We start from the raw sequence: 24,501 nt of genomic DNA on the forward strand, positions 1-24,501 counted from the left end.
GATGCACTCACGGCCGACTCTTATAAAAAATAACCAAATCCGGCCGGCCACCGATTCAACGCGACAACCCGCAAGGAGACAACGATGAGCAGCAAGCAACGCAACGTTATTTCGGCCGCCGCGCGCGCCGCGCGGATGGCAGCCGCTGCTGCGCTGCTGGCGGGCGCGGCCGTGGCACCGGCGTACGCGCAAGACAAGCCGGTGGCCCTGAAGATGTCGAGCTGGGTGCCGGCCCAGCACCCACTCAACCCGGCCTTGCAGGCTTGGGCGGAAGACATCAAGAAGGCGTCGGGCGGCACCATCACCGCCACCCTCTTTCCTTCGGAGCAACTGGGCAAGGCCTTCGACCACTACGACATGGCGCGCGACGGCATCGCCGACGCGGCCTACGTCAATCCGGGCTATCAACCGGGCCGCTTCCCGATCATGGCCGGCGCCTCGCTGCCCTTCCTCTTTTCCAACGGCAAGAGCGGCTCGGCCGCCATCGACGCCTGGTACCGCCAATACGCCGCCAAGGAAATGAAGGACGTGAAGTTCTGCTTTGCCTTCGTGCACGACCCCGGCACCTTTCATGCGCGCAAGAAGATCCAGCTGCCCACCGACATCAGCGGCATGAAGATCCGGCCCGCCACCAGCACCATCGGCCAGATGGTCACGGCCCTGGGCGGCACCAACGTACAGGCCTCGGCGCCGGCCGCGCGCGACGCGCTGGAAAAGGGCGTGGCCGATGCCATCACCTTCCCCTGGGGTTCGATCATCCTGTTCGGCATCGACAAGGTGACCAAGTACCACATGGACGTGCCGCTCTACGTCACGCCCTTCGTCTGGGCGCTCAACCAGGACAAGTACAACAGCATGTCGGCCGCGCAGAAGAAGGTGATCGACGATCACTGCACCAGCGAATGGGCCGAGAAGGTGGCGGGCAACTGGGCCGACTACGAGGCCGCCGGCCGCGCCAAGCTGGCCGCCGAGCCCGGCCACGAGGTCTACAAGCTCACACCCGCGCAGCTCGATGCCTGGCGCAAGGCGGTGGCGCCCGGCGAGGCGCAATGGGCCGAGGACGTGAAGAAGCGCGGCGGCGATCCCAGGCAGATCATGGAGTCGCTCAAGGCGAGCCTGGCGAAGTACCAGTCGGCTCTTTGATGCGCACTGAAGGCGAGCGGCTCACCGACCGCATCATCAACACCATCGAGTGGCTGGCCGCCATCTCGGTGGGCGTGGTGGCGCTGAACATCTTCATCTCGGTGGTGCTGCGCAAGTTCTTCAACACCTCCATTCCGGACGCCTACGACTTCGGCCGCATGCTGCTGGCCATCCTGATCTTCTGGGGCATTGCCGCCACCAGCTACCGCGGCGGCCACATCACGGTCGACCTGCTGTGGGCGGCGGCCAGCCCGCGCATGAAGCGCGCCATCGACATCTTCGCCACCCTGATGCTGCTGGTGTTCGTGGTGATGCAGACCGTCATGCTGTTCGACAAGGTGCGCCTGACCTACATCGACCATGTGCTCACCTACGACCTCAACCTGCCGACCTGGCCCTTCTACGCGGTGGCCTGGGCCGGCGACGTCAGCGCGGTGGTGCTGATCGCGGTGCGCACCTGGCGCCTCATCTTTGCGCCCGAGCTGCTGCACGACCAGGGCTACGAGCAGGCGCTCGCCATCGACACCACCGAGGCGGAGAAAACTTGAACACCGATCTGGTCGCCCTGCTGGGCTTTCTGGCCCTGTTCGCCTTGATGGTCTTGCGCGTGCCGGTGGGCATGGCGATGGGCCTGGTCGGCGTGGTGGGCTACAGCTACGTGGTGGGGCCGGTGCCGGCGCTCAAGCTGGTGGGCCAGACCTCGCTGCGCACCGTCACCGACTACACCTTCGGCGTGATTCCCATGTTCATGCTGATGGGTGCGCTGGTCACCGTGTCGGGCGTGAGCCGCGAGCTGTTCAAGGCCGCCAACTCCATGATCGGCCACCTGCGCGGCGGGCTGGGCGTGGCCACGGTGCTGGCCTGCGGCGGCTTCGCGGCGATCTGCGGCTCGTCGGTGGCGACGGCCGCCACCTTCTCGACCGTGGCCTATCCGGAGATGCGGCGCTTCAAGTACCCCGAGTCCTTTTCCACCGGCGTGATCGCCGCCGGCGGCACCCTGGGTGCAATGCTGCCGCCGTCCACCGTGCTGGCGGTCTACGCCATCCTCACCGAGCAGGACATCGGCAAGCTCTTCATGGCGGGCATCATCCCCGGCCTCTTGGCAATGCTCATGTACGTGCTGACCATCGTCGCCATCGTGCGCCTGCGCCCCGGCTGGCTGCCGGCCGGCGAGTTGCGCCCCTGGAGCGAGCGCGTGGCGGACCTGAAGAACGTGTGGGCACCGATGGCGCTCTTCGTCTTCGTGATCGGCGGGCTGTATGGCGGCTTCTTCACGCCCACCGAGGCTGGCGGCGTGGGCGCGAGCGGCGCCTTCATCCTGGGCCTGGCGCGGCGCAAACTGGACCGCGCCAAGATCCGCGAGGCATTGCTGTCGGCCACGCGCACCGCGGCCGCGGTGTTCACCGTGCTGATCGGCGCGCTGCTGTTCGGCTACTTCCTCACCGTGACGCAGACGCCGCAGAAGATCACCGAGTTCCTGGTCGGCCTGGGCCTGGGGCCCTACGGCGTGCTGGCGCTGTTGATGCTGATGTACCTGGCGCTGGGCTGCCTGATGGACGCCATGGCCATGATCATCCTCACCGTGCCGATCGTCTTTCCGGTGGTCACGCACCTGGGGTTCGATCCGATCTGGTTCGGCATCGTGATCGTGATGACGGTCGAACTGGGCCTGATCACGCCGCCGGTGGGCATGAACGTGTTCGTCATCAAGAGCGTGGTGGAGCGCGTCAGCTTCACCACCATCTTTCGCGGCGTGGCACCCTTCGTGCTGACCGACCTCGTGCGGCTGGTGATCCTGATCGCCTTTCCGGTGTTGGCGATGTGGCTGCCCTCCAGAATGTAGGTATGAGCTCATCCCTGGAAGTCATCTACAGCGTGCGCGTCGAGTTCGGCGACTGCGACCCGGCCGGCATCGTCTGGTTTCCCAATTTCTTTCGCTGGATCGACGCCGCCTCGCGTCACTTCTTCATGCAATGCGGCGTGCCGCGCTGGGAAGAAACGGCCAAGACGCTGGGCGTGATCGGCACGCCGCTGGTGGACACCCACACCCGCTTTGTCGCCAGCGCCAGCTACGGCGACGAACTGAGCATCGCCACCCGCGTCGCGGAATGGCGCCACAAGAGCTTCGTGCAGGCCTACCGGGTGATGCGCGGTGAAACGCTCATCCTGGAATGCGAGGAGGTGCGCATCTTCGGCGGCCGGCGCGAAGACGGCAGCCTGTGCGCGCTGCCGGTGCCCGCCGAGATCGCGCGCCTTTGCGGCCGCGAAGTATGAGATGACCACCCCCATGCTCATCACTTCGTGTATCGCTGCCCCCCGAGGGGGCGCAACGCCCTTCGGGCGGCCGGGCGGGCGTTGAGCGCACCAGCGCGGTGCCGCGTACCGCTCGCAAAACTGTCCCCCGAGAACGGGGACAAGCTTGTGGAAAACTTGTACGCCAACGGGCAAAGGCCTTGCCCCACAAGGCTTCGGCTCAGATTGCCTTCTTTGAAGGCAGTGTGACAGTGCTCAGAGCTGCGGATGCAGCGCTAGGTACTTCTGTATTAATAGGCACTGCGCCGTCCAGCCGCCTTCATTCGCCGCGTAGGCCTTGGCGCGGCGTGCCGGCGGCAGCTGGTCGAAGCCCGATTCGGTGATGGTCAGCCAGGTAAGGCCGTCCTGGTCGGCCAGCACGAACTCGATCAGGGTCATCGGCTCGGCGCTGACGTTCGCGTCGCCCGCATAGGGATGCCAGCGGAACGAAATGCGGTCCATGGGCTTGATCTTCACCACATGGAACTCGAAGGGCTGGCCGGCGTAAGGCTGCTGCTGGCGCGCGATCTCCGGATCCACGCTGGTGGGCACGATGGTGCCGGCGAGGTGGGCGCCGGCGACGAAGGGGCCATCGAAATCGGCGCCGAACCAGCTGCCGAAATTCTCGGCCAGGCTGACGGCACGCCAGACGCGATCGCGCGGGGCTTGCAGCAAGACGGATTTTTCAATGCGGTCGATGTTCATGGTCGGGTCTCCTTGACCTCTCGATCTATACACCGATCCGCCGACCCTGCCCAAAGGGCGGGTGCTTGAACAGGCCTATTCCGCCTCGATGCCTGCGGCCTTCACGATGCGCCCCCACTTCTGCGTTTCGGCGGCCTGGAACTGCGCCAGTTCCTGCGGCGAGCTGGTGAACACCTCGGTACCGCTGGGTTCGTAGAAGGCGGTCTTGGCGGCTTCGCTCTTTGCCGCCGCCGCGAGCAGCTCGTTCAGGCGCTTGACCACCACGGGCGGCGTCTTCGCGGGCGCATAGGCGGCAAACCAGTAGCCCATTTCATAGCCCTTGACGCCGGCCTCCGAAATGGTGGGCACCTCCGGCGCGAGCGGCGAACGCTTGGCGCTGGAGACGCCCAGCGCGCGCAGCTTGCCCGCCTTGATCTGCGGCAGTCCGGTGGCGCTGTCGGTGATCATCATGTGGATCTGTCCGCCCAGCAGATCGGTCACCGCCAAGGTGTTGCTTTTGTAGGGCACGTGCAGCAACTCGATACCGGCCATCTGTTGCAGCAGCTCGCCCGCCATGCGGCTGGACGAGCTGCCGCTGCCGAAGCTGTACTTGCCCGGCTCCTTCTTGGCCAGCGCCACGAACTCGGCCACGCTCTTGGCCGGAAAGGCCGGGTTGACCACCATGATCTGCCCACCCTTGCCCAGCCCGGTGATCGGCGCGAAATCCTTCACCGGGTCGTAGGGCAGCTTCTTGTACAGATGCTCGTTGGCCGCGTGCGTGGTGTTGGTGGTGATGAGCACGGTGTAGCCGTCCGGTGCGGCCTTGGCCACCTGCTGGGCCGCGATCATGCCGCTGGCACCCGCCTTGTTGTCGATGACCACCGGCTGCTGCGCCTGCGCCGTGACCTGGGTGCCGATGGCACGCGCCAGTTGATCGGTCGCCGTGCCGGCCGCGAAAGGAACGACAAGGGTGATGGGCTTGTCCGGAAAGGCCTGGGCCTGCCCGAGGCCCGGCATCAGTGCCAGCAGCAGCGCAGCGCCGAGCGCAGGAAGGGTAAATCGATTCATGGTGTCTCCAAAGATGTTGTTGCTAACGTCAAAGAACTAGTTGCCCTCGCCGACCAGCAGCGGCGCCAGCTCGCGCGGCACGCGGATGCGCAGGTCCAGGAGCAGGAAGGACAGGGCCTTGCCATGGGTGTCCAGGTTGAGGGCGTCGTTCACGCCACCATCGAGCACGCCGTCCAGCACGAAGTTCATGGCATGCAGGCGCGGCAGCAGGAAGCGTTGCACCTGGCTCGGCCGGCGATGGCGGAACTGCGCCGCCACCGCCTGCGTGTCGACCTGCGACACCAGCAGCGCATAGAGCTGCGGATGCCAGGCAATCACGCTGATGTTGGAGCGGTCGCCCTTGTCGCCGGTGCGGCCGTGGGCCGCGCGGTACAGAGGGACTTCGATGTGCGTGTTCATGGCACGGGTTCCTCGACACGCGCAAAGCGCAGCGGCACCGCTTCGCGCGGCAGCAGGCAGGACACGGTGTTGAGCCGCGGCGTGAGCGTGGTGCGCACGCCCCCGCCACCGGCCGGTCCGCAGGTGTAGAGCGCCACGACCTCGCGCACCAGCCGTTCGGCCTGCGCGTGGTCCTCATGGCTTGCCGCGACCCGCAAGCGCACGTCGCGCAGGCCGGCGTCGTGCGTGGCGGCCAGCGCGCGGCCGGCATCGTCGCCCAGGATGCTCAGTGCGCCGATCAGGTCGACGCGAAGTTGCAGCCCGGCCAGGCGCTGGCGCAGCACATCGGCCGCCAGCCGCGCACGCGCCTCGGCGCGCGGACCGGCATAGGAGATTTCGCCCTCGGCCAGCCAGCCGCCTTCGTGGCAGACATTGACCTTGTAGTGCGTGGGCCGGGGATGGCCGCCAATGCCCGAGAGCCGCACCCGGTCCGGCGCGATGGCCTGCACCTGCGCTTGCGAGAGGTCGGCCACCACGTCGGGCGTGAGGTAGGCGGCCGGATCGTGCACCTCGTAGAGCAGTTGCTCCTTCACCGTCGCCTCGGTCACGAGGCCGCCGGTGCCGTCGGCCTTGCCGATGACGCAGCCGCCGTCGGCATCGATCTCGCCAATGGGAAAACCCACCGACGCGAGCTGCGGCACGTCCTTGAAGCCGGGGTCGGCGAAATAACCGCCGCACACCTGCGCACCGCATTCCAGCAGATGGCCGGCCATGGTGGCGCGGCCCAGGCGCGTCCAGTCGTCGGCGCGCCAGCCGAAGTGCGACATGGCCGGGCCGACGGTGAGCGAGGGGTCGGCCACGCGGCCGCACACCACGATCTGCGCACCGGCATCCAGCGCCGCCGCAATGGGCTCGGCACCGATGTAGGCGTTGGCGCTGACGATGCGCAATCCCTCCATGCGCGCGCCCAGCTCGCGCCGAAGCTGCGCGAGTTGCTCGGGGCCCGACAGGTCGTCGCCCTCCACCACCGCGATGCGCGGCGGGTCGGCGCCCAGCTCGGCGGCCATGCGCGCAATGTGCCGCGCCGCCGCGCGCGGATTGGCGGCGCCGAAGTTGCTGACGATGCGGATGCCATGCGCCAGGCAGCGCGCCAGCACCGGCCGCAGCATGGCGTCGAGCAGGGGCTCGTAGCCGCCGTCCGGATCGGCGCGGCGCCGCAGCTGGGCGAGCGCGAGGGTGCGCTCTGCCAAGGTCTCGAAGATGAGAAAGGCACGCTGGCCGGCCGGGCCTTCGCGCAGGCGGCGCACCAGGGTGTCCACCACCGGACCGGCGGCATCGGTGCGGTCGCCCGAGAAGCCGGCGGCGCAGCCGATCAGCAGCGGTGGTGCGTGGTTGTCGACGGAAGCCATGGGCCGCACTCTAGGCACGGCGGCATCATCCGTAAAATCGAAAGTTCAGATCGACTCATCCAAGAATCGGATAAGCCATGAAGTCGCCCGATCTCTCGGCACGCCAGTTGCGTGCCTTTCTCTCGCTGGCCGAGCAGCGCAACTTCACGCGCGCGGCGCAAAGCTGCCATCTCTCGCAGCCTGCCTTCAGCACGCTGATCCGCACGCTCGAGGACTCGCTGGGCGCGCGCCTGTTCGATCGCGACACGCGACGCGTCCTGCTCACGCCCGAAGGCCGGCTGTTCGAAAGCTCGGCCCGGCGCCTCATCGACGACATGCATGGCGCGGTGCAGGACCTGGCCGATCACGCGCAGCTGCGGCAGGGCCGGGTTCGGGTGGCGGCCCTGCCCTCGCTGGCGGCCGGCTGGCTGCCCGGCGTGTTCGCCGAGTTCATGGGCCACTACCCCGGCGTGCGCATCGACCTGAACGATGCGCTGTCGGACGATTGCATTGCGCAGGTGCGCGGCGGCCAGGCCGACTTTGCCCTGGCCGCGTCAGGCGCGGACAGCTCGGCGCAGGGCGACCTGCGCAGCCGCAAGCTGTGCTCCGACCGCTTTCACCTGGTGTGCCGGGCCGACCATCCGCTGGCCAGCGAGACACGCCTCACGGCCAGGAAGCTCGTCCCCTGGCCTTTCATCCAGATGACGCGCAACAGCAGCGTGCGGCAGGCGCTCGATGCGGCGTTGCATCCCCTGCGGCTGAACGCGGTGTTCGAGGTGGAGCACCTGGCCACCGTGATGGGGCTGGTGGAGGCGGGCCTGGGAATCAGCGTGGTGCCGGCCCTGACGCTCTTTCATTTCCGGCGCGAAACCCTGGTGACGCGGCCGCTGCCACTGCCCGGACTCACGCGCACCGTGCACCTGGTGCAACGGCGCGAAGGCAGCCTGTCGGTCGCGGCCCAGGCACTGCACGACCTGATCGTCGCGCGGCTGGGCTCGCTCAAGTTCGATTGACGGCCGCGGCGGCGGCGCGCAGGAAGCCGCTGGCCGATGCGATCCACGCCGCCTGCGCGCATGCGCCGGCCGCCGCAGCGCCGGCGAAGAGCAGGCGCTCGGGCATCAACAGGAATTGCCGCGCCAACGTGTCGCCGGGCACAGGCAGCGCCTCCAGGGTGGCATCGGCCAACTGCAGCCGCTTGCCTGCTTCGGCAAGCGCCGTCGCCAGCTCGGCGTCGGGCCACGCGCGCTGCAGTGCTGCCAGTGCCTCGCCGGTCGGCTCGCCACGCGTGCAAAGAATCCAGCGCACCGGGCCAGGCGCTTTGGCACGCAGCACATCGAGCTGGCTCGCATGGGCCGGCACCGGGTCGATCAGCGCCCAGGCCGCTTCTGCGCCGCTGCCGCCGCCAACGAAATAGCTGTGCTCGCCGGGCGTCCCGCCGCCCATGTCCGCCGTCACGCGCCACACGCGGGGCGACAGCTGCAGCACCAGGCCGCCTTCCAGCGTGTGCCTGGCATGCCCGTGGCCTTCGGGGTCGACGAAAGCGAGCTCGGCGTACGCCGGCTCTTCCATGTTCACCGCACGCGAACCGCCGGGCCCGTCGGCCAGGCGCGGCATGGCAAGTGGAATGTCGCGCAGCGCATGGGCATGGGCCAGGCACGCATCGACGCTGCGAAACTGCGCCAGCTGCTGCAGGATGCGGCGCGTCACGTTCATCAGCTTGAGGCCGCGCTCCGGCGCAATGGCATCGAGCGGCCGCAGCCAGGCATGCCCGGCAATCTCGACGCCGTCGACATTCACGCGCTGGCCGGGCGGCAGCGCCGCGACGAAAAAGCGCGTGTCGAAGCGGCGCGGCATGCCGGGCGGCGTGAGCCAGTGGGCAAAGTAGGCGAGCCGGTCCGTCGCCAGTTGCCAGCCCTGGGCAGCACACATCGCCAGCAGCGCGTCGGTGCCCGCAGCCGCGGCGCGGCGCAGCGCGGCCAGCTGCGCCTCGCCCAGGCCGTCGAGATCGACCAGGCGCCCCTGGGCATCCTGCGCCAGCAGCAGGCCGGCTTCCTCGAAGCATTCGCGCACCGCTGCCGCGTAGTAGTCGAGGCCGCCTTCCGCAATCGACAGTCGGGCGCTGGCGGCCGCGTCATCGAGGCCGCCGGCGCAGCAGCCGTGCAGCTGCCGATCGTGCGCATCGAGCAGGCCGCCGGGGAAGACGCTGGCACCGCTGTTCTGGTCATTGGCCTTGTCGGCGCGGCGCAGCAGCAAGGCCTCCAGCCCTTCGCTGCCGTCGCGCAGGACGATCAGCGTGGCGGCCTGGCGAACGGGACGAGGCGCCGGGCGCACGGCGGATTCGGCAGACGACATCGATCCGTCGATCAAAGAATCAGCATGGCGCGGAAGTCGTTGACGTTGGTGTGGGTCGGCCCGGTCACCAGCAGGTCGCCGATGGCGTCGAAGTAGCCATAGGCGTCATTGCGGTCCAGGTGGTCGGACAGCTTCCTGCCGGCCTTGTCGGCGCGGGCCAGCGTATCGGGCGTGACGAAGGCGCCGGCGTTGTCTTCGACGCCGTCGATGCCGTCGGTATCGGCCGCCAGGGCCCACACGCCCGCCTGCCCCATCAGCGCGCCGGCCAGGCCCAGGCAGAACTCGCCGGCGCGTCCGCCCCGGCCCTTGGCCTGGCCCGGCTGGCGCGGACGGATCGTCACCGTGGTCTCGCCGCCCGACAGGATCACGCAGGGCCGCGCAAAGGGCGCGCCGCGATGCGCGACCGCGCGCGCCAGCGCCGCATGCACCTTGCCGACCTCGCGCGATTCGCCTTCGATCTCGTCGCTCAGCACATGCGCCTCGATGCCGGCGGCGCGCGCTGCGGCGGCGGCGGCTTCCAGCGATTGCTGCGGCGTGGCGATGAGATGCACTTCATGGTTGGCGAACACCGAGTCCTTGGGATCGGGCGTTTCCAGTGCGCCGCTTTGCAGCCCGGCGCGCACCGCTTCGGGCACCTGGATGCGGTAGCGGTCCAGGATGGCCAGCGCGTCGGCGCAGGTGCTCTCGTCAGGGACGGTGGGCCCGCTGGCGATGATGGCCGGATCGTCGCCCGGCACGTCGCTGATGGTGAGCGTCACCACCTTGGCCGGGCCGCAGGCGGCGGCCAGGCGCCCGCCCTTGATGCGCGACAGGTGCTTGCGCACGCAGTTCATCTCGCCGATGTTGGCGCCGCTCTCCAGCAACTCCTTGTTGATGCGCTGCTTGTCGGCCAGGTCGAGCCCTTCGGCCGGCAGCACCAGCAGCGAGGAGCCGCCGCCGGAGATGAGGCACAGCACCAGGTCATCGGCCGTCAGTCCTTCGGTCAACGCCAGGATGCGCTCGGCGGCCTGCATGCCGGCCGCATCGGGCACGGGATGCGAGGCCTCGACGATCTCGATGCGCTGTCCCAGGCCTTCGGGCCGCGGCGGAATGTGGCCATAGCGCGTGACCACCAGGCCGGACAGCGGCGCATCCGCCGGCCACAGGGCTTCCAGCGCCTGCGCCATGGAGGCGCCGGCCTTGCCGGCGCCCAGCACCAGGGTGCGGCCCTTCTTCGGCGGCGGCGGCAGATGCGCGCCCATGCTCGACAGCGGCAGGGCTCGGTCCACCGCAATACGGTAGAGCTGTTCCAGGAACTCGCGCGGCCCCTTCGTGGGTTCAGGCAGTGCGCGCGAGGCCGGATTCGATGCGGTCATTGGTTCAGTCTCCATCTCACTCTTGTTCAACAGGGATTCTGCGCGATGCCTCCATTTTGATGCGTGGCCATCGCATGGCGGCTTCTTGAGCGCGGGGGCGCGGCAAAGGCCTGTGTACCCCTGTGCCGGCGCTTCACTCGGGCGGCCGGCGCTGCGCGCCGGCTCCCCTGCGATGCTCGCGGACCCGGCCCCGCGGCACAACTCGCTACGCGCCCCTGCGGTGCCCTGCGCTCAGACAGGTGCCGCAAGTCAGTTGTTGAAGCACGCGTGTTCTTCGGCACGCGTGCGGGCCGGGCCCGCTGCGCTTCTCGGCGCCCGAGAGGCGCGCCGGCGCAGGGGCACACAGGCCTTTGCCGAGACGCCGGGCGCTTGATCGGCCGTTGGTTTCCGGGTTGTTCAACCGCAGCGCGTAGCGCGGCAGGTGTTTGCCGCGGCGGGCGATTTGTGCGGCGGCGAGAAGCGCAGCGCAGGGGGCGTGCACGCGTGCCGAAGGACACGCGTGCCTCAACATCTGACTCATCGCGGCTGTCTGAGCGCAGCGCACCGAAGGGGCGCGAAGCGAGTTCCGCGATGCAGCCCCCTGCGCGAGCATCGCAGCGGAGTCGATGCGCAAGCGTCGACCGCCGCACTATGAGCCCGCCGCGGCAAACACCTGCCGCGCCACCCCGAACCATGCAACAGCACCGCACGTCATGTCTATCAACAGAGCCGCGGCCGCAAAACCCGTTACTTGGTCGACGCCCCGTCCTGGAACCACTTGCCCAGCAAGGCACGCTCGGCATCGGTGATGCCGGTGGAGTTGTTCATCGGCATGATCTTGGTCACCACCGCCTGTTGATAGACACCCTGGGCGTGCAGCGCAAGCTGGTCGGGCGTGTCGAGGCGCACGTTCTTCATCTGCACGGCGGCACCGTGGCACATGTAGCAGCGCTGTTCCAGCACCTTCTGCACGTCGCCATAGCCCACCTTCTGGACGGCGGCGTTGGCGCCGGCCACTGGCGTGGCGGCGGGCTGCGGCTGCATCCAGACGATGGTCAGGCCCAGCACCACCACACCCAGCATGGCGTAGGGCAACGGGTTGCCCGCGTTGCCCAGCTTGAAACGATGCCGCACCACGAAGAACTGGCGAATGGCCGCGCCGCCCGCCATGATCAGCAGCAGCACGATCCAGTTGTACTTGTGCGTGTAGGTGAAGCTGTAGTGGTTGCTCAGCATCGCGAACAGCACCGGCAACGTGAAGTAGGTGTTGTGCACGCTGCGCTGCTTGCCGCGCGCGCCGTGGATAGGGTCCACCGGCTTGCCTTCGCGCAGCGCCTTCACGTTCTTGCGCTGGCCGGGGATGATCCAGAAAAACACGTTGGCGCTCATGGTCGTGGCCATCATCGCGCCCACCAGCAGGAAGGCGGCGCGGCCGGCGAACCAGTGGCAGGCCAGCCAGGTGGCGAAGACGATGAACACTGTGATCAGCACGCCGACGATGGTGTCGCCGTTCTTCCTTCGGCCGAAGATCTGGCAGATGGCGTCGTACACCATCCAGAACACCACGAAGAAGGCCAGCGCCACGCCGATGGCGGCGCCTGGTTGCCAGTCCATCTTGCTCTTGTCGATCAGGTAGGTGCTGGCGTTCCACAGGTACGACATGGTGAACAGCGCGAAGCCGGTCAGCCAGGTCGAATAGCTTTCCCAATACGACCAGTGCAGATGGTCCGGCAGCTTCTTGGGCGCCAGCGCGTACTTCTGCATGTTGTAGAAGCCGCCGCCGTGCACCGCCCACTGCTCGCCGCCCACGCCCTTGTCGAGCGATTCGGCGTCTTGCGGCTTCTCGAGGCTGTTGTCCAGCATCACGAAGTAGAAGGAGGCACCGATCCAGGCAATGGCGGTGATGACGTGGACCCAGCGCAGCAGCAGGTTGGCCCAGTCGAGGTAGTAGCTTTCCATTTGAGAGGCTCTCAACCTTGGCGGCGCGTTGAAATGGCGCCGCATCTTTCGTGTGACCTGCTCACCACTGCGGGCGCTGTAAGCAGAGAAATGGCCGCGAACGCAGACAGAAGGTGGGGCTGTCTCGCTCCGCTGCGGCTGTTTGTTGTGGACTGAAGTGTATACACTTTTGAAAGCTGATCGAAGTGGGCTCGCAGCTTCCGGGGTGATGGTTAACCCTAGCTAAAGTGCCGCCGGCGCCCCCAGCGACTGCAACAACTGTGCCGCCACCGACACGGCGATCACCTCCGGCTCTTTGCCGGTGATGCCCGGCACGCCGATCGGACAGGTGACGTGATCCATCTCGGCGGCCGTGAAGCCGCGCGCCTCCAGCCGGTGCCGGAAGGTGGCCCACTTGGTCTTGCTGCCGATCAGGCCGATGTAGGACAGGTCGCCCTTCTCGCGCTGGCGCTTGAGGCAGGCGATGACGATGTCCAGGTCTTCCGCGTGGCTGAAGCTCATGATCAGCACGCGCGAGTTCGGCACCAGGTCGGCCACCGCATCCTGCACCGGCTCGGAATGCTCGGTCTCGATCTGCACCGGCAGCTGCAGCGGGAACACGCCGTCGCGGCTGTCGATCCAGCGCACCGAGAACGGCAAGCTGGCCAACAGGCGCGCCAACGCCGCGCCCACATGGCCGCCGCCGAACAGCGCCACCGGATTCAAGTGCGCCGTCAGCTCGCTGCGCAGGGCCGCGATATCCGCCTCGCCGATGCGCTGGTAGGCCAGGAACACCACGCCGCCACAGCACTGGCCCAAGGTGGGCCCAAGCGGATAGCGGCGCACCTCTTCGATGGGCGCGCCGCCGGCCAGCCAGGCGCGCGCCTCCTGCGTGGCCTGGAACTCCAGCTGGCCCCCGCCGATGGTGGCGGTGAGGTCCTTGTCCCAGACCGCCATCCAGGTGCCGGCCTCGCGCGGCGCCGAGCCCTGGGTGGCATGCACGCGCACCAGCACGCCCTGCTCGCCCTGGGCCAGTCGCGCCAGCAATGTGTCGACCAATCCGTTCATCGAAACCTCATGTTGCTGCCATGTCGGGCAGGCACGGTATAAATCCGCCGATGCATTTTGAACGCCTGCCCCGACGCCTGGCCCTTGCGGGTCTCATGTCCCTCACGCTGTGGCTTGCCGGCTGCGGCACCACCGGCCCCGACGGCACGGTTCGCGGACAGCTGAGCGACGCGACGCCCAGCAACCAGACGCCGAACCCGGTGCCCCGCGCATCCAACGCCGCCACGCCGCGCGACTACCGGCGCGATGCGGCCGGCCATGTCTATGCGCGCAACAAGGAGCGCATCTACAAGGGCAGGCTGCCACCACTGCTCTATGCCATCGGCACGCTGGAGGTGAACCTCGACGCGCAAGGCCGCGTGCGATCGATGCACTGGATGCGCGCGCCCAAGCATGCCCCCGAAGTCATTGCGGAGATCGAGCGCACGGTGCTGAGCGCCGCGCCCTACCCGGTCGCGACCAGGCTGGGCCAGGTCACCTGGACGGACACCTGGCTGTGGGACAAGAGCGGGCATTTTCAACTCGATACGCTGACCGAAGGCCAACTGCAGGACTAGGAGCCACGGTAGGTCGAATAGCTCCAGGGGCTGACCAGCAGCGGCACGTGGTAGTGCTGGTCGGCGTGCGCGACGCCGAAGTCCAGCGCCACCTTGTTGAGGAAGTTGGGCTCGGGCAGCTTCACGCCCTTGGCCTTGAAGTAACCCGCCACGTCGAACACCAGCCGATACGTGCCGGTCTTCAGGTTGCTGTTGTCGTACAGCGGCGCGTCGCTGCGGCCGTCGCTGTTGAGGGTGAAGCGCTTGACCAGGGTGGCCGCATCGCCATCGGTGGTGTAGAGGGCCACTTCCATGCCGGCCGCCGGGCCGCCGTGCATCGTGTCCAGAACGTGTGTGCTCAATCCCATGGGGTGCTCCTGAAGTGGGAAGTCATGTCTCGGGAAAATCCGGTGGACAAAAGTGTATACAGTTCTTGGCTTTAGGGCTATCATGAAATCATGGACTCGACCACCACCCGTGCCATCGTCGATGCACTGACCAAGGCCATCGTCGAACACCGCCTGCAGCCCGGCAGCAAGCTGGCCGAGCAGAAGCTGGCGGATCACTTCGGCGTCTCGCGCACCCTGGTGCGCCAGGCGCTTTTCCAGCTGTCGCAAAACCGCCTGATCCGCCTGGAGCCGGCGCGTGGCGCCTTCGTCGCGGCGCCGGCGGTCGACGAAGCGCGCCAGGTCTTCGCCGTGCGCCGCATGCTGGAGGCCGAGATGACGCGCGAGTTCGTGCGCACCGTCACCCCCGCCAAGATCAAGGCGCTGAAGGAACACGTGGCGCTGGAAAAGGCCTCGGTCTCGGGCGAAGACGTTTCCGGCCGCACCGAGCTCCTGGGCGACTTTCATGTGCGCATGGCCGAGCTGATGGGCAACCAGGTGCTGGCGCAGATCCTGGGCGAGCTGATTTCGCGCTGTGCCCTCATCACCCTCATGTACCAGAGCGCCAGCGCCGCCGCGCATTCCAACGACGAGCACGCGGACATCGTCAAGGCGCTGGCCGCCAAGGACGAAGAGCGCGCCGTGAAGCTCATGACCGATCACCTGCTGCACGTCGAGGCCAACCTCACCTTCGACCGCAAGGTTCCCACCAGCGACATCGCCCTCGCGTTGTCCTGACCTTGCCCCTTCAACCCTCTTCGATCCTCGAACATGGCTGCTGTCTACGACTCCACCCTGCCCTACCCGCGCGACCTGGTCGGCTACGGGCGCAATCCGCCGCATGCGCAATGGCCTGGCCAGGCGCGCATCGCCGTGCAGTTCGTGCTGAACTACGAGGAAGGCGGCGAGAACGCCGTGCTGCATGGCGACGCCGGCTCGGAACAGTTCCTGTCGGAAATGTTCAACCCGGCCAGCTTCCCCGATCGCCACATCAGCATGGAAGGCATCTACGAGTACGGCTCGCGCGCCGGCGTCTGGCGCATCCTGCGCGAGTTCGAGAAGCGCGGCCTGCCGCTCACCGTGTTCGGCGTCGGCATGGCGCTCACGCGCTACCCCGAGCTGGCCAGCGCCTTCAAGGAAATGGGCCACGAGATCGCCTGCCACGGCCATCGCTGGATCCATTACCAGAACCTGGACGAGGCCACCGAGCGCGAGCACATGCGTCTGGGCATGGAAGCCATCGAGCGCCTGACCGGCGAGCGCGCCGTGGGCTGGTACACCGGCCGCGACAGCCCGCGCACGCGCCGCCTGGTGGCCGACTACGGCGGCTTCGAATACGACAGCGACTACTACGGCGACGACCTGCCCTTCTGGATGAAGGTGCAAAAGAGCAATGGCGAGGTGGTGCCGCAACTGATCGTGCCCTACACGCTCGACTGCAATGACATGCGCTTCGCGCTGCCGCAGGGCTACTCGCATGCCGACCCCTTCTTCCAGTACATGAAGGACAGCTTCGACGCTCTGTATGCGGAAGGCGACCCGAACGGTGAGGACAGGCCCAAGATGATGTCCATCGGCATGCACTGCCGCCTGCTGGGCCGCCCGGGCCGCATCACCGCGCTGCAGCGCTTTCTCGATCACATCGCCGCGCACGAGCGCGTGTGGGTGTGCAAGCGTGTCGACATTGCGCGCCACTGGAAGAAGACCCATCCCTTCAACGTTGCTGCCCAGGGAGCCTGACATGGCGCTTTCCATCGACCAACTCAACACTGCTTCGCCCGACGACGCCGCCGATCTTCTGGAGGGCATCTACGAGCACTCGCCCTGGATCGCGCGGCGCGCCATGGCCGCGCGGCCCTTCCGCTCGCTGGCGCATCTCAAGCACGCGCTGGCAAAGGTCGTGTCGACCGCTTCCGAAGCCGAGCAGTTGGGCCTGATCCGCGCCCACCCGGAACTGGCCGGCAAGGCGATGGTGAGCAAGACCCTCACCGCCGAATCGACCCACGAGCAGGGCAAGGCGGGCCTGACCGACTGCACACCGGACGAATTCGCCAGGATCCAGAAGCTCAATGCCGACTACAACGCCAAGTTCGGCTTTCCCTTCATCCTGGCGGTGCGCGGGCCGCGTGGCACGGGCCTTTCGAAGCGCGAGATCATCGACACCTTCGAGCGCCGGCTGCACCACCACCCGGCCTTCGAGCGGGCCGAAGCGCTGCGCAACATCCACCGCATTGCCGAGATCCGGCTCGCCGACAAGTTCGGCGTGGAGCCGACGCTCGGCAACGACGTCTGGGACTGGCAGGAGCAGCTTTCGCAGCACACCGATCCCGGCTATGCCGAGAAGGGCCAGCTCACCGTCACCTACCTCACTGACGCGCACCGCGCCTGCGCCGCGCAGATCGCGCAGCTGATGCAGGACACTGGTTTCGACAGCGTGGAGATCGACGCGGTCGGCAACGTGGTGGGCCGCTACGAAGCCGAAGGCTTCGTTCCAAGTTCGGGTGCGACGCCCGGCGCCAAGACCCTGCTCACCGGCTCGCACTACGACACCGTGCGCAACGGCGGCAAGTACGACGGCCGCCTGGGCATCTTCGTGCCGATCGCCTGCGTGCGTGAGCTCAAGCGCCAGAACAGGCGCCTGCCCTTCGCCTTCGAGGTGGTGGGCTTCGCGGAAGAAGAAGGCCAGCGCTACAAGGCCACCTTCCTGGGTTCGGGCGCGCTCATCGGCCACTTCGACAACAAGTGGCTGGACCAGCAGGATGCCGACGGCGTGACCATGCGCGAGGCGATGCGGCACGCCGGCCTCAAGCTGGAAGACATTCCCAAGATCCAGCGCGACCCGGGCAAGTACCTGGGCTTCGTCGAGGTCCACATCGAGCAGGGCCCGGTGCTCAACGAGCTCGACGTGCCGCTGGGCATCGTCACCTCCATCAACGGCGGCGTGCGCTACGTGGGCGAAGTGCTCGGCATGGCCAGCCACGCCGGCACCACCCCGATGAACCGCCGCCGCGACGCCGCCGCCGCGGTGGCCGAGCTGATCCTGTTTGCCGAGCAGCGCGCCGCCAGGGACGGCGATTCGGTCGCCACCGTCGGCATGCTCGAAGTGCCCAGCGGCTCCATCAACGTGGTGCCCGGCAGCTGCAAGTTCAGCCTTGACATCCGCGCCCCCAACAACCCGCAGCGCGATGCGGTGGTGGACGACGTGCTGGCCGCGCTGAATGACATCTGCGAACGCCGCGGCGTTCGCTACCAGATCGAGGAAGCCATGCGTGCCTCCGCCGCGCCCAGCGCGCCGGACTGGCAGCAGCGCTGGGAAAAGGCCGTCGACTCGCTCGGGGTCGACCTGTTCCGCATGCCCAGCGGCGCCGGACACGACGCCATGAAGCTGCACGAGGTGATGCCGCAGGCCATGCTCTTCGTGCGCGGAATCAATTCCGGCATCAGCCACAACCCGCTCGAATCGAGCACCAACGACGACATGCAGCTGGCGGTGGAAGCCTTCCAGCGCCTCCTGAACGATCTCGCGCAAGAACAGAACTGAAGACGCCATGACCACCGCCTACACCCAACTCGACGCCTGGATCGACGCCCACTTCGACGAAGAAGTGAAGTTCCTGCAGCAACTGGTGCGCGTCCCCACCGACACGCCGCCCGGCAACAACGCGCCGCATGCCGAGCGCACGGCAGAACTGCTGGAAGGCTTTGGGCTGGCGGCCGAGAAGCACGCCGTGCCGGCACAGGAGGTGAAGGACTATGGCCTCGAATCCATCACCAACCTGATCGTGCGCCGCAAGTACGGCAACGGCGGCCGCACCGTCGCTTTGAATGCACACGGCGACGTGGTGCCGCCCGGCGAAGGCTGGACGCACGACCCCTACGGCGGCGAGATCGAAGACGGCAGCCTGTTCGGCCGCGCCGCGGCGGTGAGCAAAAGCGACTTCGCCTCCTTCACCTTTGCCCTGCGCGCGCTCGAGGCCGTGGCCAAGCCGAGCCAGGGCAGCCTGGAATTGCACTTCACCTACGACGAGGAATTCGGCGGCATCCTGGGCCCGGGCTGGCTCTTGAAGAACAAGCTGACAAAGCCCGACCTGATGATCGCCGCCGGCTTCAGCTACGAAGTGGTGACGGCCCACAACGGCTGCCTGCAGATGGAAGTGACGGTGCACGGCAAGATGGCGCACGCGGCTGTGCCCGACACCGGCATCGACGCGCTGCAGGGCGCAACGCACATCCTGAACGCCTTGTACGCGCAGAACACCGAGTACAAGAAGGTCAGCTCCAAGGTCGCGGGCATCAACCACCCCTACCTGAACGTGGGCCGCATCGAAGGCGGCACCAATACCAACGTGATCCCCGGCAAGGTGGTGTTCAAGCTGGACCGCCGCATGATTCCGGAAGAAAACCCGGTCGAGGTGGAAGCCACCATCCGCCGCGTGATCGCCGAGGCGGCGGCGCAAAAGCCCGGCATCACGGTGGAAATCAAGCGCATGCTGCTGGCCAACTCGATGCAGCCGCTGGCCGGCAACAAGCCGCTGGTCGACGCCATCCGCAAGCACGGCGAAGAAGTCTTCGGCGAGCCGATCCCCGCGATGGGCACGCCGCTTTACACCGACGTTCGCCTGTATGTCGAAGCCGGCATTCCCGGCGTGATCTACGGCGCCGGCCCCCGCACCGTGCTGGAATCGCACGCCAAGCGCAGCGACGAGCGCGTGGTGCTGGAAGACCTGCGCCGCGCCACCAAGGTCATCGCCCGCACGCTGGCCGACCTGCTCAGCTGACGCTCAGGGAAGCTGCGCCGCCTGAAAGCCAGCCCCGCACCGGGAGGCCTCGGTTTGTCCCCTCAGAACGGGGACAAGCTTGTGGAAAACTGCGCTGGATCCGCGCCAAAGCCTTATTCCACGGGGCTTTGCGCTGGACTGCCTGTGGAAGCAGCAGTGGAAAGCTCGCTGTCGCATCCGCGCCGCATGTCAACGCGGCGCGTCCCCTTTTCTGTATTCAGCGGTGACTTCGTCCAAACGCTGTTTCAGCGCCGGCTCCAGCTTGTAGTCGGCCGCCGCCAGGGTGTCGTCCAGCTGCTCCGGCCGGCTCGCGCCCAGAAGTGGCGCCGTGATGCACGGATTGGCCATCACCCAGGCCACCGCCAAAGTCGCCAGCGGCACGCCGGCCTCCTGCGCCAGCGCCTGCAATTGCGCCACGGTGGCAAAGCTGCGCTCGTTCCAGTAGCGGTCCTGGTACATGCCACCGGCGGTGCCCAGGGTGAAGCGGGTGTTGTCGTCGCGCCTGCTGTCCGCGCCGGCCCGGTACTTGCCGGTCAAAAGGCCGCCAGCCAGCGGGTTGTAGGGAATCACGCCCAACCCCTCTTCATCGCACAAGGGCAGCAGCTCGCGCTCGATCTCGCGAAACAGCAGGCTGTAGCGCGGCTGCACACAGACATAGCGGGCAAGGCCCCGCAGGTCGGCCCGGCCCAGCGCGCGCGCCAGCCGGTAGGCCAGGAAATTGGAGACGCCGATGTAGCGCGCGCGCCCCGACTTCACGATGACGTCCAGCGCCTCCAGGCTTTCGTCGAGCGGTGTCTCGCGATCATCGCTATGCAGCTGGTAGAGGTCGACGTAGTCGGTCTGCAGACGCTTCAGCGAAGCGTCGATGGCCGCCAGCAGGTGCTTGCGCGAGGCGCCCTGGTCCCAAGGATGCGGCCCCATCTTGCCGACCGCCTTGGTGGCCACGATGTAGTTGCCGCGGCCGCCCGGACCCTGCTTCTTCAGCCAGCGGCCGATGATTTCCTCGGTGCGGCCCGCGGTCTCGAGCGTACCGCCCAGCGGATACACGTCGGCCGTGTCCAGGAAGTTGATGCCAGCGCCGGTGGCCTTGTCCAGGATCTGCTGCGAGACCGTCTCGTCGGTCTGCAGGCCGAATGTCATGGTGCCCAGGGCCAGGCGCGAGACGACGAGGCCGGTGGCGCCGAGGCGGGTGGTGGGGATGCTCATTTGAAACTGCGCTCCTCTGATGGACCGATGGACCGGCGGGCGATCTTAGCGAGAGTTGTGAGCGCCGGGGTGCGCGCCAGCATCAGACCACTTCCAGCACGTCGGCGATCGGCCGGCGCGCCTTCTGCGGCCAGTTGCCCGGCGCCGCATGGCCCACCGTGACCACAAGAACCGGCACGTCGGTGGCCGCCAGGTCGAACTCGCGCGCCAGTCCTTCCATGTCGAAGCCGCCCATGGCGCACGACGCCAGGCCCATGCCTTGCGCGGCCAGTATCAGCGTCATGCCGGCCAGCGACGCGGAGCGAATGGCTTCGTCGCGCTGCAGCTCGGGGTTGCCCGCATGGGCCTGGGCGGCCTGCGCGACCCACGCCTGCGCCGCCCGCTCGTCCATGATGCCCGCCTGCACGGACGGCGCCAGCGCCTGCCCCAGCCGCTCGTGCGCAGCCAGGGTGCCGCAGATGATGAAGGCCACCGACGCATCGGCCACCTTCTGTTGGCCGAATGCCACGGCCTTCAGACGCGCCTTTGCCTCGGGCGAACGCACGGCGATGAAGCGCCAGTTCTGGAAGTTGTAGGCCGACGGCGCACGCATGGCCTGGGCGACCAGCGATTCGATGGTTTCGTCGGACAGCGGGCGATCGGGAACGAAGCGGTTAACAGAAACACGCGATGCGATGGCTTGCTGGATCGAAAGGGTCATGACGGGAACCTGAAAAGAAGTGCAATGAAAAGTCGAAGAAAATGCGCCGTCCCTCATCGGGGCTGAACCGCCGCCCACTGGACGGCCAGCACGCCGGTCAGCACCATGAACAGGCCGAGCAGCGAGGTACCCGTCAGCGCCTGCCCCAGCAGTGCCCAGCCAAGGATCACGGCCGTCAGGGGACTCAAGAGACCCAGCGACGACACTGCCACCGAGGGCAGCCGCGCGATGCCGCGAAACCACAGGGCATAGGCCAGCAGCGCACCGGCCACGCTCAGATAGGCGTAGGCGGACACCTGCTCGAAGGACAGCGCGGGCAAGGGCGCGTCGGCCAGCAAAGCCACCGGCACCAGCATCAGGCCGCCCAGCAGCAGCTGCCATCCAGTCAGGGCCAGCACCGGCAGGTGCAGCTTCCAGCGCCGCGTCAACCAGGTGCCTGCGGCCATGCAGGCGGCGCCGGCCAGCGCGGCGGCAATGCCGACCGGGTCCCAGACGGTGCGCGGCGACAGCAGCAGCACTGCCATGCCCGCGATGCCCAGCACGCTGGCGCCCACGGCCAGCCTGGCCGGCGCATGCCGGTCGACGCCCCAGGCCAGGCCCATGACCAGCAAGGGCTGGATCGCCCCCAATACCGCGGCCAGGCCGCCGGGCAGCCGATAGGCCGCGACGAACAGCAGCGCCTGGAACACGCCGATGTTCAGCGCGGCCAGAACGATGAGGCGCCACCATTCGGCGCGCGCGGGCGCCGCCCGGGTGAACAGCACCAGCAGCAGGCCCGCCGGCAAGGCACGGATCAGCGCCGCGGTGAAGGGGCGGTCCGGCGGCAGCAGTTCGGTGGTGACGATGTAGGTCGAACCCCAGATGGCCGGCGCCAGCGCCGTCACCAGGACATCGCGCCAACGGGAGGGAGAGAGCAAGGAATTCATGATTTATCTCGACTTCAAGATAAAATAATTCTGTAGATCACTTGTCTTGAAGTCAAGATAAAAATCCTATGGCCAAGATAGCAAAACGGCGCGACGCGGTGGACAACATCCTCGACCAGTGGCGGCGCGAACGCCCCGATCTGGACGTCAGCCCCATGGGCCCCATCGGCCGCTTCAAACGCTGCGCCGTGCTGCTTCAGCGCCGGGTGGACGCGACCTTTGCGGAGTTCGGCCTGATGGCCTGGGAGTTCGACATGCTGGCCACCTTGCGGCGCTCCGGGAAGCCTTACCGCATGGCGCCCACCGCCCTGTTCTCGGCCTTGATGGTCACGTCCGGCACCATGACGCACCGGCTGCAGCGGCTGGAGGCGAACGGACTGGTGCAGCGCCTGCCCAACAGCGAGGACGCGCGCAGCATGCTGGTGCAGCTGACGCCCAAGGGGCTGGCGTTGATCGATCGCGCAGTCGAAGCCCACGTGGAGAACGAGCGGGCCATTCTTGCAGCGCTCTCCCCGGCCGAGCTGCTCGGCCTGGACCGATCGCTTTCAGAACTGCTGGCCGCGCTGGACGGCCCCGACATCACAACGTAGGCCGACGCTCGAAGCCACTCGACGGCTCGACGGGCGCTGCCTCCGGCCGCACGTCCAGCGCATCGACGCGCGCGCCCGGCACTTCATGGCGCAGCCAATCGCACATGCGATCCAGCAGTGCCGGCGGCCCCTGCAGCATGGCCTCGACCGAGCCGTCGCCGCGGTTTCGCACCCAGCCGGCGACGCCATTCGCACGGGCGTAGGCCACGCAGCTTTCGCGAAAGCCGACGCCCTGCACCAGGCCATGCGCCCGCACGCGGCGCACTTCGGAATCAGGAGGCAGATTCATGCGCACATTTTCGCGCCGCAAGCGCTTGCGTGTCCTCAGGCCGCGCCCCGCACCAACTGCCTGGCCAAGCGCCGATGCGTTTCCAGATGCACCGGCAGATCGAGTGTCGCGAGCCGCCCTGCCTCGACCACCACGCGGCCATTGACGACGCAGGTCGACGCCGATTGCGGTGCGCAGAACACCAGCGCCGCCACTGGGTCCTCCCCTGCGCCTGCGTGCGACACACCCTGCACGTCGAAGGCCGCGAAATCGGCCGACATGCCCGGCGCCAGCGCGCCGATGTCGTCGCGTCCCAGCACACGGGCGCCGCCCAGGGTGGCAATCTCCAGCGCCTCGCGCGCGCCCATGGCGGCCGGGCCGAAGCCCACGCGCTGCAGCAGCAGGGCCTGCCGCGCCTCGCCCAGCATGTGGGCGCCGTCGTTGCTGGCACTGCCGTCCACCCCAAGGCCCACCGGCACGCCGCGGTCGCGCATGGCGCGGATCGGCGCGATGCCGGAGGCCAGCCGCATGTTGGAACACGGGCAGTGCGCCACGCCGGTGCCGGTGCGCGCGAAGAGATACATGCCCTCGTCGTCCAGCTTGACGCAGTGCGCATGCCACACGTCCGGCCCGACCCAGCCCAGGCTCTCGGCGTACTGCGCCGGCGTCATGCCGAACTTCTCGCGCGAATAGGCCACGTCGTTGTCGTTCTCGGCCAGGTGCGTGTGCATCGAGACGCCGTGGTGGCGCGCCAGCAGCGCCGATTCGCGCATCAGCCCACGCGACACGGAGAAGGGCGAGCAAGGCGCCACCGCCACCCGAAGCATGGCGTGGCGGGCCGGGTCGTGCCAGGTCTCGATCAGGCGCTGCGTGTCTTTCAGGATCGCCTCTTCTTCCTCGACCACCTCGTCGGGCGGCAGGCCGCCCTGGCTGCGCCCCACGCTCATGCTGCCGCGCGCGGCATGGAAGCGCATGCCGATGCGCGAGGCCGCCTCGATCGAGTCGTCCAGCCGGCTGCCGTTGGGAAAGATATAGAGGTGGTCGCTGCTGGTGGTGCAGCCCGACAGCAGCAGCTCGGCCATGGCCGTCAGCGTGGACACCCGCACCATCTCGGGCGTGAGGCCGGCCCACACCGGGTAGAGGTTCTGCAGCCAGCCGAACAGCTCGGCGTCCTGCGCCGCCGGCAGCGCGCGGGTGAGGCTCTGGTACATGTGGTGGTGCGTGTTCACCAGCCCGGGCACGACCACGTGGCCGCGCATGTCCAGCACGCGCGCGCGGCCGGCATCGGCGGCCACCGCGTAGTGCGCCGGCAGTTCGGCGCTGGGGCCGACCCAGGCGATCACGCCGTCGACGGCCACCAGCGCGCCGTCGGCGATCTCGCGGCGCTGCGCGTCCATGGTGACCAGCACGTCGGCGTGCCGCAGCACCAGCACGGAAACGGATTTGTCGCTGTTGTCTCGCATGGG

Annotated in this window: 25 protein-coding genes; 11 read left to right on the forward strand and 14 right to left on the reverse strand. The window is 67.8% G+C overall.

Features of this window, described 5'->3' with window-relative positions:
* Window positions 1-84 precede the first annotated feature (84 nt).
* From ACIPRI_RS24260 to ACIPRI_RS24275, 4 genes are read left to right on the forward strand one after another with little or no spacing between them, the layout of a single operon-like run.
* A complete protein-coding gene (locus tag ACIPRI_RS24260; protein WP_446624062.1) occupies window positions 85-1,143 on the forward strand; it encodes a TRAP transporter substrate-binding protein in 1,059 nt (352 codons plus the stop codon).
* Window positions 1,143-1,691, forward strand: a complete 549-nt coding sequence (locus ACIPRI_RS24265; RefSeq protein ID WP_446624118.1) for a TRAP transporter small permease — start codon at window positions 1,143-1,145, stop codon at window positions 1,689-1,691. Before ACIPRI_RS24260 ends, ACIPRI_RS24265 begins: the two co-directional genes overlap by 1 nt.
* Window positions 1,688-2,986 (forward strand): TRAP transporter large permease, encoded by a 1,299-nt coding sequence (locus ACIPRI_RS24270; RefSeq protein WP_446624063.1) that lies wholly within the window; start codon window positions 1,688-1,690, stop codon window positions 2,984-2,986. Before ACIPRI_RS24265 ends, ACIPRI_RS24270 begins: the two co-directional genes overlap by 4 nt.
* 2 nt (window positions 2,987-2,988) lie before the next feature.
* On the forward strand, window positions 2,989-3,417 hold the full coding sequence (locus ACIPRI_RS24275) for an acyl-CoA thioesterase (RefSeq protein WP_446624064.1): 429 nt from the start codon (window positions 2,989-2,991) through the stop codon (window positions 3,415-3,417).
* A 234-nt stretch (window positions 3,418-3,651) separates the two neighbouring features.
* Here the strand turns inward: ACIPRI_RS24275 and ACIPRI_RS24280 are convergent, their stop codons facing one another.
* The 4 genes from ACIPRI_RS24280 to ACIPRI_RS24295 all read right to left on the reverse strand — a co-directional run bounded on the left by ACIPRI_RS24280 (window position 3,652) and on the right by ACIPRI_RS24295 (window position 6,974).
* Window positions 3,652-4,140: an SRPBCC family protein gene (locus ACIPRI_RS24280; RefSeq protein ID WP_446624065.1), complete on the reverse strand. Its 489-nt coding sequence runs from the start codon at window positions 4,138-4,140 to the stop codon at window positions 3,652-3,654.
* Between the two features lie 75 nt (window positions 4,141-4,215).
* Window positions 4,216-5,187 (reverse strand): Bug family tripartite tricarboxylate transporter substrate binding protein, encoded by a 972-nt coding sequence (locus ACIPRI_RS24285; RefSeq protein WP_446624066.1) that lies wholly within the window; start codon window positions 5,185-5,187, stop codon window positions 4,216-4,218.
* A gap of 36 nt (window positions 5,188-5,223) precedes the next feature.
* Complete coding sequence (locus ACIPRI_RS24290; RefSeq protein WP_446624067.1) at window positions 5,224-5,586, reverse strand: AtuA-related protein; 363 nt, start codon at window positions 5,584-5,586, stop codon at window positions 5,224-5,226.
* Window positions 5,583-6,974 carry an acyclic terpene utilization AtuA family protein gene (locus tag ACIPRI_RS24295; RefSeq protein ID WP_446624068.1) on the reverse strand — a complete coding sequence of 464 codons (1,392 nt, stop codon included), beginning with the start codon at window positions 6,972-6,974 and terminating at the stop codon, window positions 5,583-5,585. Before ACIPRI_RS24295 ends, ACIPRI_RS24290 begins: the two co-directional genes overlap by 4 nt.
* Before the next feature lie 77 nt (window positions 6,975-7,051).
* Here ACIPRI_RS24295 and ACIPRI_RS24300 point away from each other — a divergent pair, with 77 nt between their 5' ends.
* On the forward strand, window positions 7,052-7,966 hold the full coding sequence (locus ACIPRI_RS24300; protein WP_446624069.1) for a LysR family transcriptional regulator: 915 nt from the start codon (window positions 7,052-7,054) through the stop codon (window positions 7,964-7,966).
* On the opposite strand, the gene ACIPRI_RS24305 is transcribed toward ACIPRI_RS24300, so the two are convergent.
* The 4 genes from ACIPRI_RS24305 to xdhC all read right to left on the reverse strand — a co-directional run bounded on the left by ACIPRI_RS24305 (window position 7,953) and on the right by xdhC (window position 13,645).
* A complete protein-coding gene (locus tag ACIPRI_RS24305; protein WP_446624070.1) occupies window positions 7,953-9,305 on the reverse strand; it encodes an NUDIX hydrolase in 1,353 nt (450 codons plus the stop codon). The two genes, ACIPRI_RS24300 and ACIPRI_RS24305, sit on opposite strands and share 14 nt — an antisense overlap.
* Before the next feature lie 11 nt (window positions 9,306-9,316).
* Entirely contained in the window at window positions 9,317-10,660 is a 1,344-nt protein-coding gene (locus ACIPRI_RS24310; protein ID WP_446624071.1) for a glycerate kinase type-2 family protein, read from the reverse strand.
* A gap of 726 nt (window positions 10,661-11,386) precedes the next feature.
* On the reverse strand, window positions 11,387-12,598 hold the full coding sequence (locus tag ACIPRI_RS24315) for a urate hydroxylase PuuD (RefSeq protein WP_446624072.1): 1,212 nt from the start codon (window positions 12,596-12,598) through the stop codon (window positions 11,387-11,389).
* Window positions 12,599-12,820: 222 nt separating this feature from the next.
* Complete coding sequence (gene xdhC, locus ACIPRI_RS24320; RefSeq protein WP_446624073.1) at window positions 12,821-13,645, reverse strand: xanthine dehydrogenase accessory protein XdhC; 825 nt, start codon at window positions 13,643-13,645, stop codon at window positions 12,821-12,823.
* A gap of 50 nt (window positions 13,646-13,695) precedes the next feature.
* Between xdhC and ACIPRI_RS24325 the strand changes: the two genes are divergently transcribed.
* Complete coding sequence (locus ACIPRI_RS24325; protein WP_446624074.1) at window positions 13,696-14,202, forward strand: hypothetical protein; 507 nt, start codon at window positions 13,696-13,698, stop codon at window positions 14,200-14,202.
* On the opposite strand, the gene uraH is transcribed toward ACIPRI_RS24325, so the two are convergent.
* On the reverse strand, window positions 14,199-14,549 hold the full coding sequence (gene uraH / locus ACIPRI_RS24330) for a hydroxyisourate hydrolase (RefSeq protein WP_446624075.1): 351 nt from the start codon (window positions 14,547-14,549) through the stop codon (window positions 14,199-14,201). The two genes, ACIPRI_RS24325 and uraH, sit on opposite strands and share 4 nt — an antisense overlap.
* Before the next feature lie 90 nt (window positions 14,550-14,639).
* On the opposite strand from uraH, the gene ACIPRI_RS24335 reads away from it, so the two are divergent.
* The 4 genes from ACIPRI_RS24335 to ACIPRI_RS24350 are packed head-to-tail and all read left to right on the forward strand — an operon-like array spanning window position 14,640 to window position 19,345.
* Window positions 14,640-15,305, forward strand: a complete 666-nt coding sequence (locus tag ACIPRI_RS24335) for a GntR family transcriptional regulator (protein WP_446624076.1) — start codon at window positions 14,640-14,642, stop codon at window positions 15,303-15,305.
* A 33-nt stretch (window positions 15,306-15,338) separates the two neighbouring features.
* The gene (gene puuE, locus ACIPRI_RS24340; protein ID WP_446624077.1) at window positions 15,339-16,307 is read left to right on the forward strand and encodes an allantoinase PuuE; all 969 of its coding nucleotides are present in this window, start codon (window positions 15,339-15,341) and stop codon (window positions 16,305-16,307) included.
* Window position 16,308: 1 nt separating this feature from the next.
* Window positions 16,309-18,108 (forward strand): 2-oxo-4-hydroxy-4-carboxy-5-ureidoimidazoline decarboxylase, encoded by a 1,800-nt coding sequence (gene uraD, locus ACIPRI_RS24345; RefSeq protein ID WP_446624078.1) that lies wholly within the window; start codon window positions 16,309-16,311, stop codon window positions 18,106-18,108.
* A 7-nt stretch (window positions 18,109-18,115) separates the two neighbouring features.
* Window positions 18,116-19,345, forward strand: a complete 1,230-nt coding sequence (locus tag ACIPRI_RS24350) for a M20 family metallopeptidase (RefSeq protein WP_446624079.1) — start codon at window positions 18,116-18,118, stop codon at window positions 19,343-19,345.
* Window positions 19,346-19,534: 189 nt separating this feature from the next.
* On the opposite strand, the gene ACIPRI_RS24355 is transcribed toward ACIPRI_RS24350, so the two are convergent.
* The 3 genes from ACIPRI_RS24355 to ACIPRI_RS24365 form a co-directional block, all read right to left on the reverse strand.
* A complete protein-coding gene (locus ACIPRI_RS24355) occupies window positions 19,535-20,551 on the reverse strand; it encodes an aldo/keto reductase (protein ID WP_446624080.1) in 1,017 nt (338 codons plus the stop codon).
* Window positions 20,552-20,633: 82 nt separating this feature from the next.
* A complete protein-coding gene (locus ACIPRI_RS24360) occupies window positions 20,634-21,251 on the reverse strand; it encodes a nitroreductase family protein (RefSeq protein WP_446624081.1) in 618 nt (205 codons plus the stop codon).
* 53 nt (window positions 21,252-21,304) lie between these two features.
* Window positions 21,305-22,177 carry an EamA family transporter gene (locus tag ACIPRI_RS24365; RefSeq protein ID WP_446624082.1) on the reverse strand — a complete coding sequence of 291 codons (873 nt, stop codon included), beginning with the start codon at window positions 22,175-22,177 and terminating at the stop codon, window positions 21,305-21,307.
* 68 nt (window positions 22,178-22,245) lie between these two features.
* Between ACIPRI_RS24365 and ACIPRI_RS24370 the strand changes: the two genes are divergently transcribed.
* Window positions 22,246-22,767 carry a MarR family winged helix-turn-helix transcriptional regulator gene (locus ACIPRI_RS24370; protein ID WP_446624083.1) on the forward strand — a complete coding sequence of 174 codons (522 nt, stop codon included), beginning with the start codon at window positions 22,246-22,248 and terminating at the stop codon, window positions 22,765-22,767.
* Here the strand turns inward: ACIPRI_RS24370 and ACIPRI_RS24375 are convergent.
* Entirely contained in the window at window positions 22,757-23,056 is a 300-nt protein-coding gene (locus ACIPRI_RS24375) for an acylphosphatase (protein ID WP_446624084.1), read from the reverse strand. The genes ACIPRI_RS24370 and ACIPRI_RS24375 overlap by 11 nt on opposite strands.
* A 35-nt stretch (window positions 23,057-23,091) precedes the next feature.
* Window positions 23,092-24,498: an 8-oxoguanine deaminase gene (locus tag ACIPRI_RS24380; RefSeq protein WP_446624085.1), complete on the reverse strand. Its 1,407-nt coding sequence runs from the start codon at window positions 24,496-24,498 to the stop codon at window positions 23,092-23,094.
* Window positions 24,499-24,501 lie beyond the last annotated feature (3 nt).

The organism is Variovorax sp. LARHSF232 (assembly GCF_052871435.1).

What these genes read in the sequence shown, in the direction of transcription:
- ACIPRI_RS24375 (WP_446624084.1), bottom strand. Translation starts at nt 23,056, where the DNA reads ATGAATCTGCCTCCTGATTCCGAAGTGCGCCGCGTGCGGGCGCATGGC.
- ACIPRI_RS24335 (WP_446624076.1), top strand. Translation starts at nt 14,640, where the DNA reads ATGGACTCGACCACCACCCGTGCCATCGTCGATGCACTGACCAAGGCC.
- ACIPRI_RS24355 (WP_446624080.1), bottom strand. Translation starts at nt 20,551, where the DNA reads ATGAGCATCCCCACCACCCGCCTCGGCGCCACCGGCCTCGTCGTCTCG.
- uraH (WP_446624075.1), bottom strand. Translation starts at nt 14,549, where the DNA reads ATGGGATTGAGCACACACGTTCTGGACACGATGCACGGCGGCCCGGCG.
- ACIPRI_RS24360 (WP_446624081.1), bottom strand. Translation starts at nt 21,251, where the DNA reads ATGACCCTTTCGATCCAGCAAGCCATCGCATCGCGTGTTTCTGTTAAC.
- ACIPRI_RS24325 (WP_446624074.1), top strand. Translation starts at nt 13,696, where the DNA reads ATGCATTTTGAACGCCTGCCCCGACGCCTGGCCCTTGCGGGTCTCATG.
- ACIPRI_RS24380 (WP_446624085.1), bottom strand. Translation starts at nt 24,498, where the DNA reads ATGCGAGACAACAGCGACAAATCCGTTTCCGTGCTGGTGCTGCGGCAC.
- uraD (WP_446624078.1), top strand. Translation starts at nt 16,309, where the DNA reads ATGGCGCTTTCCATCGACCAACTCAACACTGCTTCGCCCGACGACGCC.
- ACIPRI_RS24285 (WP_446624066.1), bottom strand. Translation starts at nt 5,187, where the DNA reads ATGAATCGATTTACCCTTCCTGCGCTCGGCGCTGCGCTGCTGCTGGCA.
- puuE (WP_446624077.1), top strand. Translation starts at nt 15,339, where the DNA reads ATGGCTGCTGTCTACGACTCCACCCTGCCCTACCCGCGCGACCTGGTC.
- ACIPRI_RS24350 (WP_446624079.1), top strand. Translation starts at nt 18,116, where the DNA reads ATGACCACCGCCTACACCCAACTCGACGCCTGGATCGACGCCCACTTC.
- ACIPRI_RS24295 (WP_446624068.1), bottom strand. Translation starts at nt 6,974, where the DNA reads ATGGCTTCCGTCGACAACCACGCACCACCGCTGCTGATCGGCTGCGCC.
- ACIPRI_RS24365 (WP_446624082.1), bottom strand. Translation starts at nt 22,177, where the DNA reads ATGAATTCCTTGCTCTCTCCCTCCCGTTGGCGCGATGTCCTGGTGACG.
- ACIPRI_RS24305 (WP_446624070.1), bottom strand. Translation starts at nt 9,305, where the DNA reads ATGTCGTCTGCCGAATCCGCCGTGCGCCCGGCGCCTCGTCCCGTTCGC.
- xdhC (WP_446624073.1), bottom strand. Translation starts at nt 13,645, where the DNA reads ATGAACGGATTGGTCGACACATTGCTGGCGCGACTGGCCCAGGGCGAG.
- ACIPRI_RS24290 (WP_446624067.1), bottom strand. Translation starts at nt 5,586, where the DNA reads ATGAACACGCACATCGAAGTCCCTCTGTACCGCGCGGCCCACGGCCGC.
- ACIPRI_RS24310 (WP_446624071.1), bottom strand. Translation starts at nt 10,660, where the DNA reads ATGACCGCATCGAATCCGGCCTCGCGCGCACTGCCTGAACCCACGAAG.
- ACIPRI_RS24275 (WP_446624064.1), top strand. Translation starts at nt 2,989, where the DNA reads ATGAGCTCATCCCTGGAAGTCATCTACAGCGTGCGCGTCGAGTTCGGC.
- ACIPRI_RS24260 (WP_446624062.1), top strand. Translation starts at nt 85, where the DNA reads ATGAGCAGCAAGCAACGCAACGTTATTTCGGCCGCCGCGCGCGCCGCG.
- ACIPRI_RS24370 (WP_446624083.1), top strand. Translation starts at nt 22,246, where the DNA reads ATGGCCAAGATAGCAAAACGGCGCGACGCGGTGGACAACATCCTCGAC.
- ACIPRI_RS24265 (WP_446624118.1), top strand. Translation starts at nt 1,143, where the DNA reads ATGCGCACTGAAGGCGAGCGGCTCACCGACCGCATCATCAACACCATC.
- ACIPRI_RS24315 (WP_446624072.1), bottom strand. Translation starts at nt 12,598, where the DNA reads ATGGAAAGCTACTACCTCGACTGGGCCAACCTGCTGCTGCGCTGGGTC.
- ACIPRI_RS24300 (WP_446624069.1), top strand. Translation starts at nt 7,052, where the DNA reads ATGAAGTCGCCCGATCTCTCGGCACGCCAGTTGCGTGCCTTTCTCTCG.
- ACIPRI_RS24280 (WP_446624065.1), bottom strand. Translation starts at nt 4,140, where the DNA reads ATGAACATCGACCGCATTGAAAAATCCGTCTTGCTGCAAGCCCCGCGC.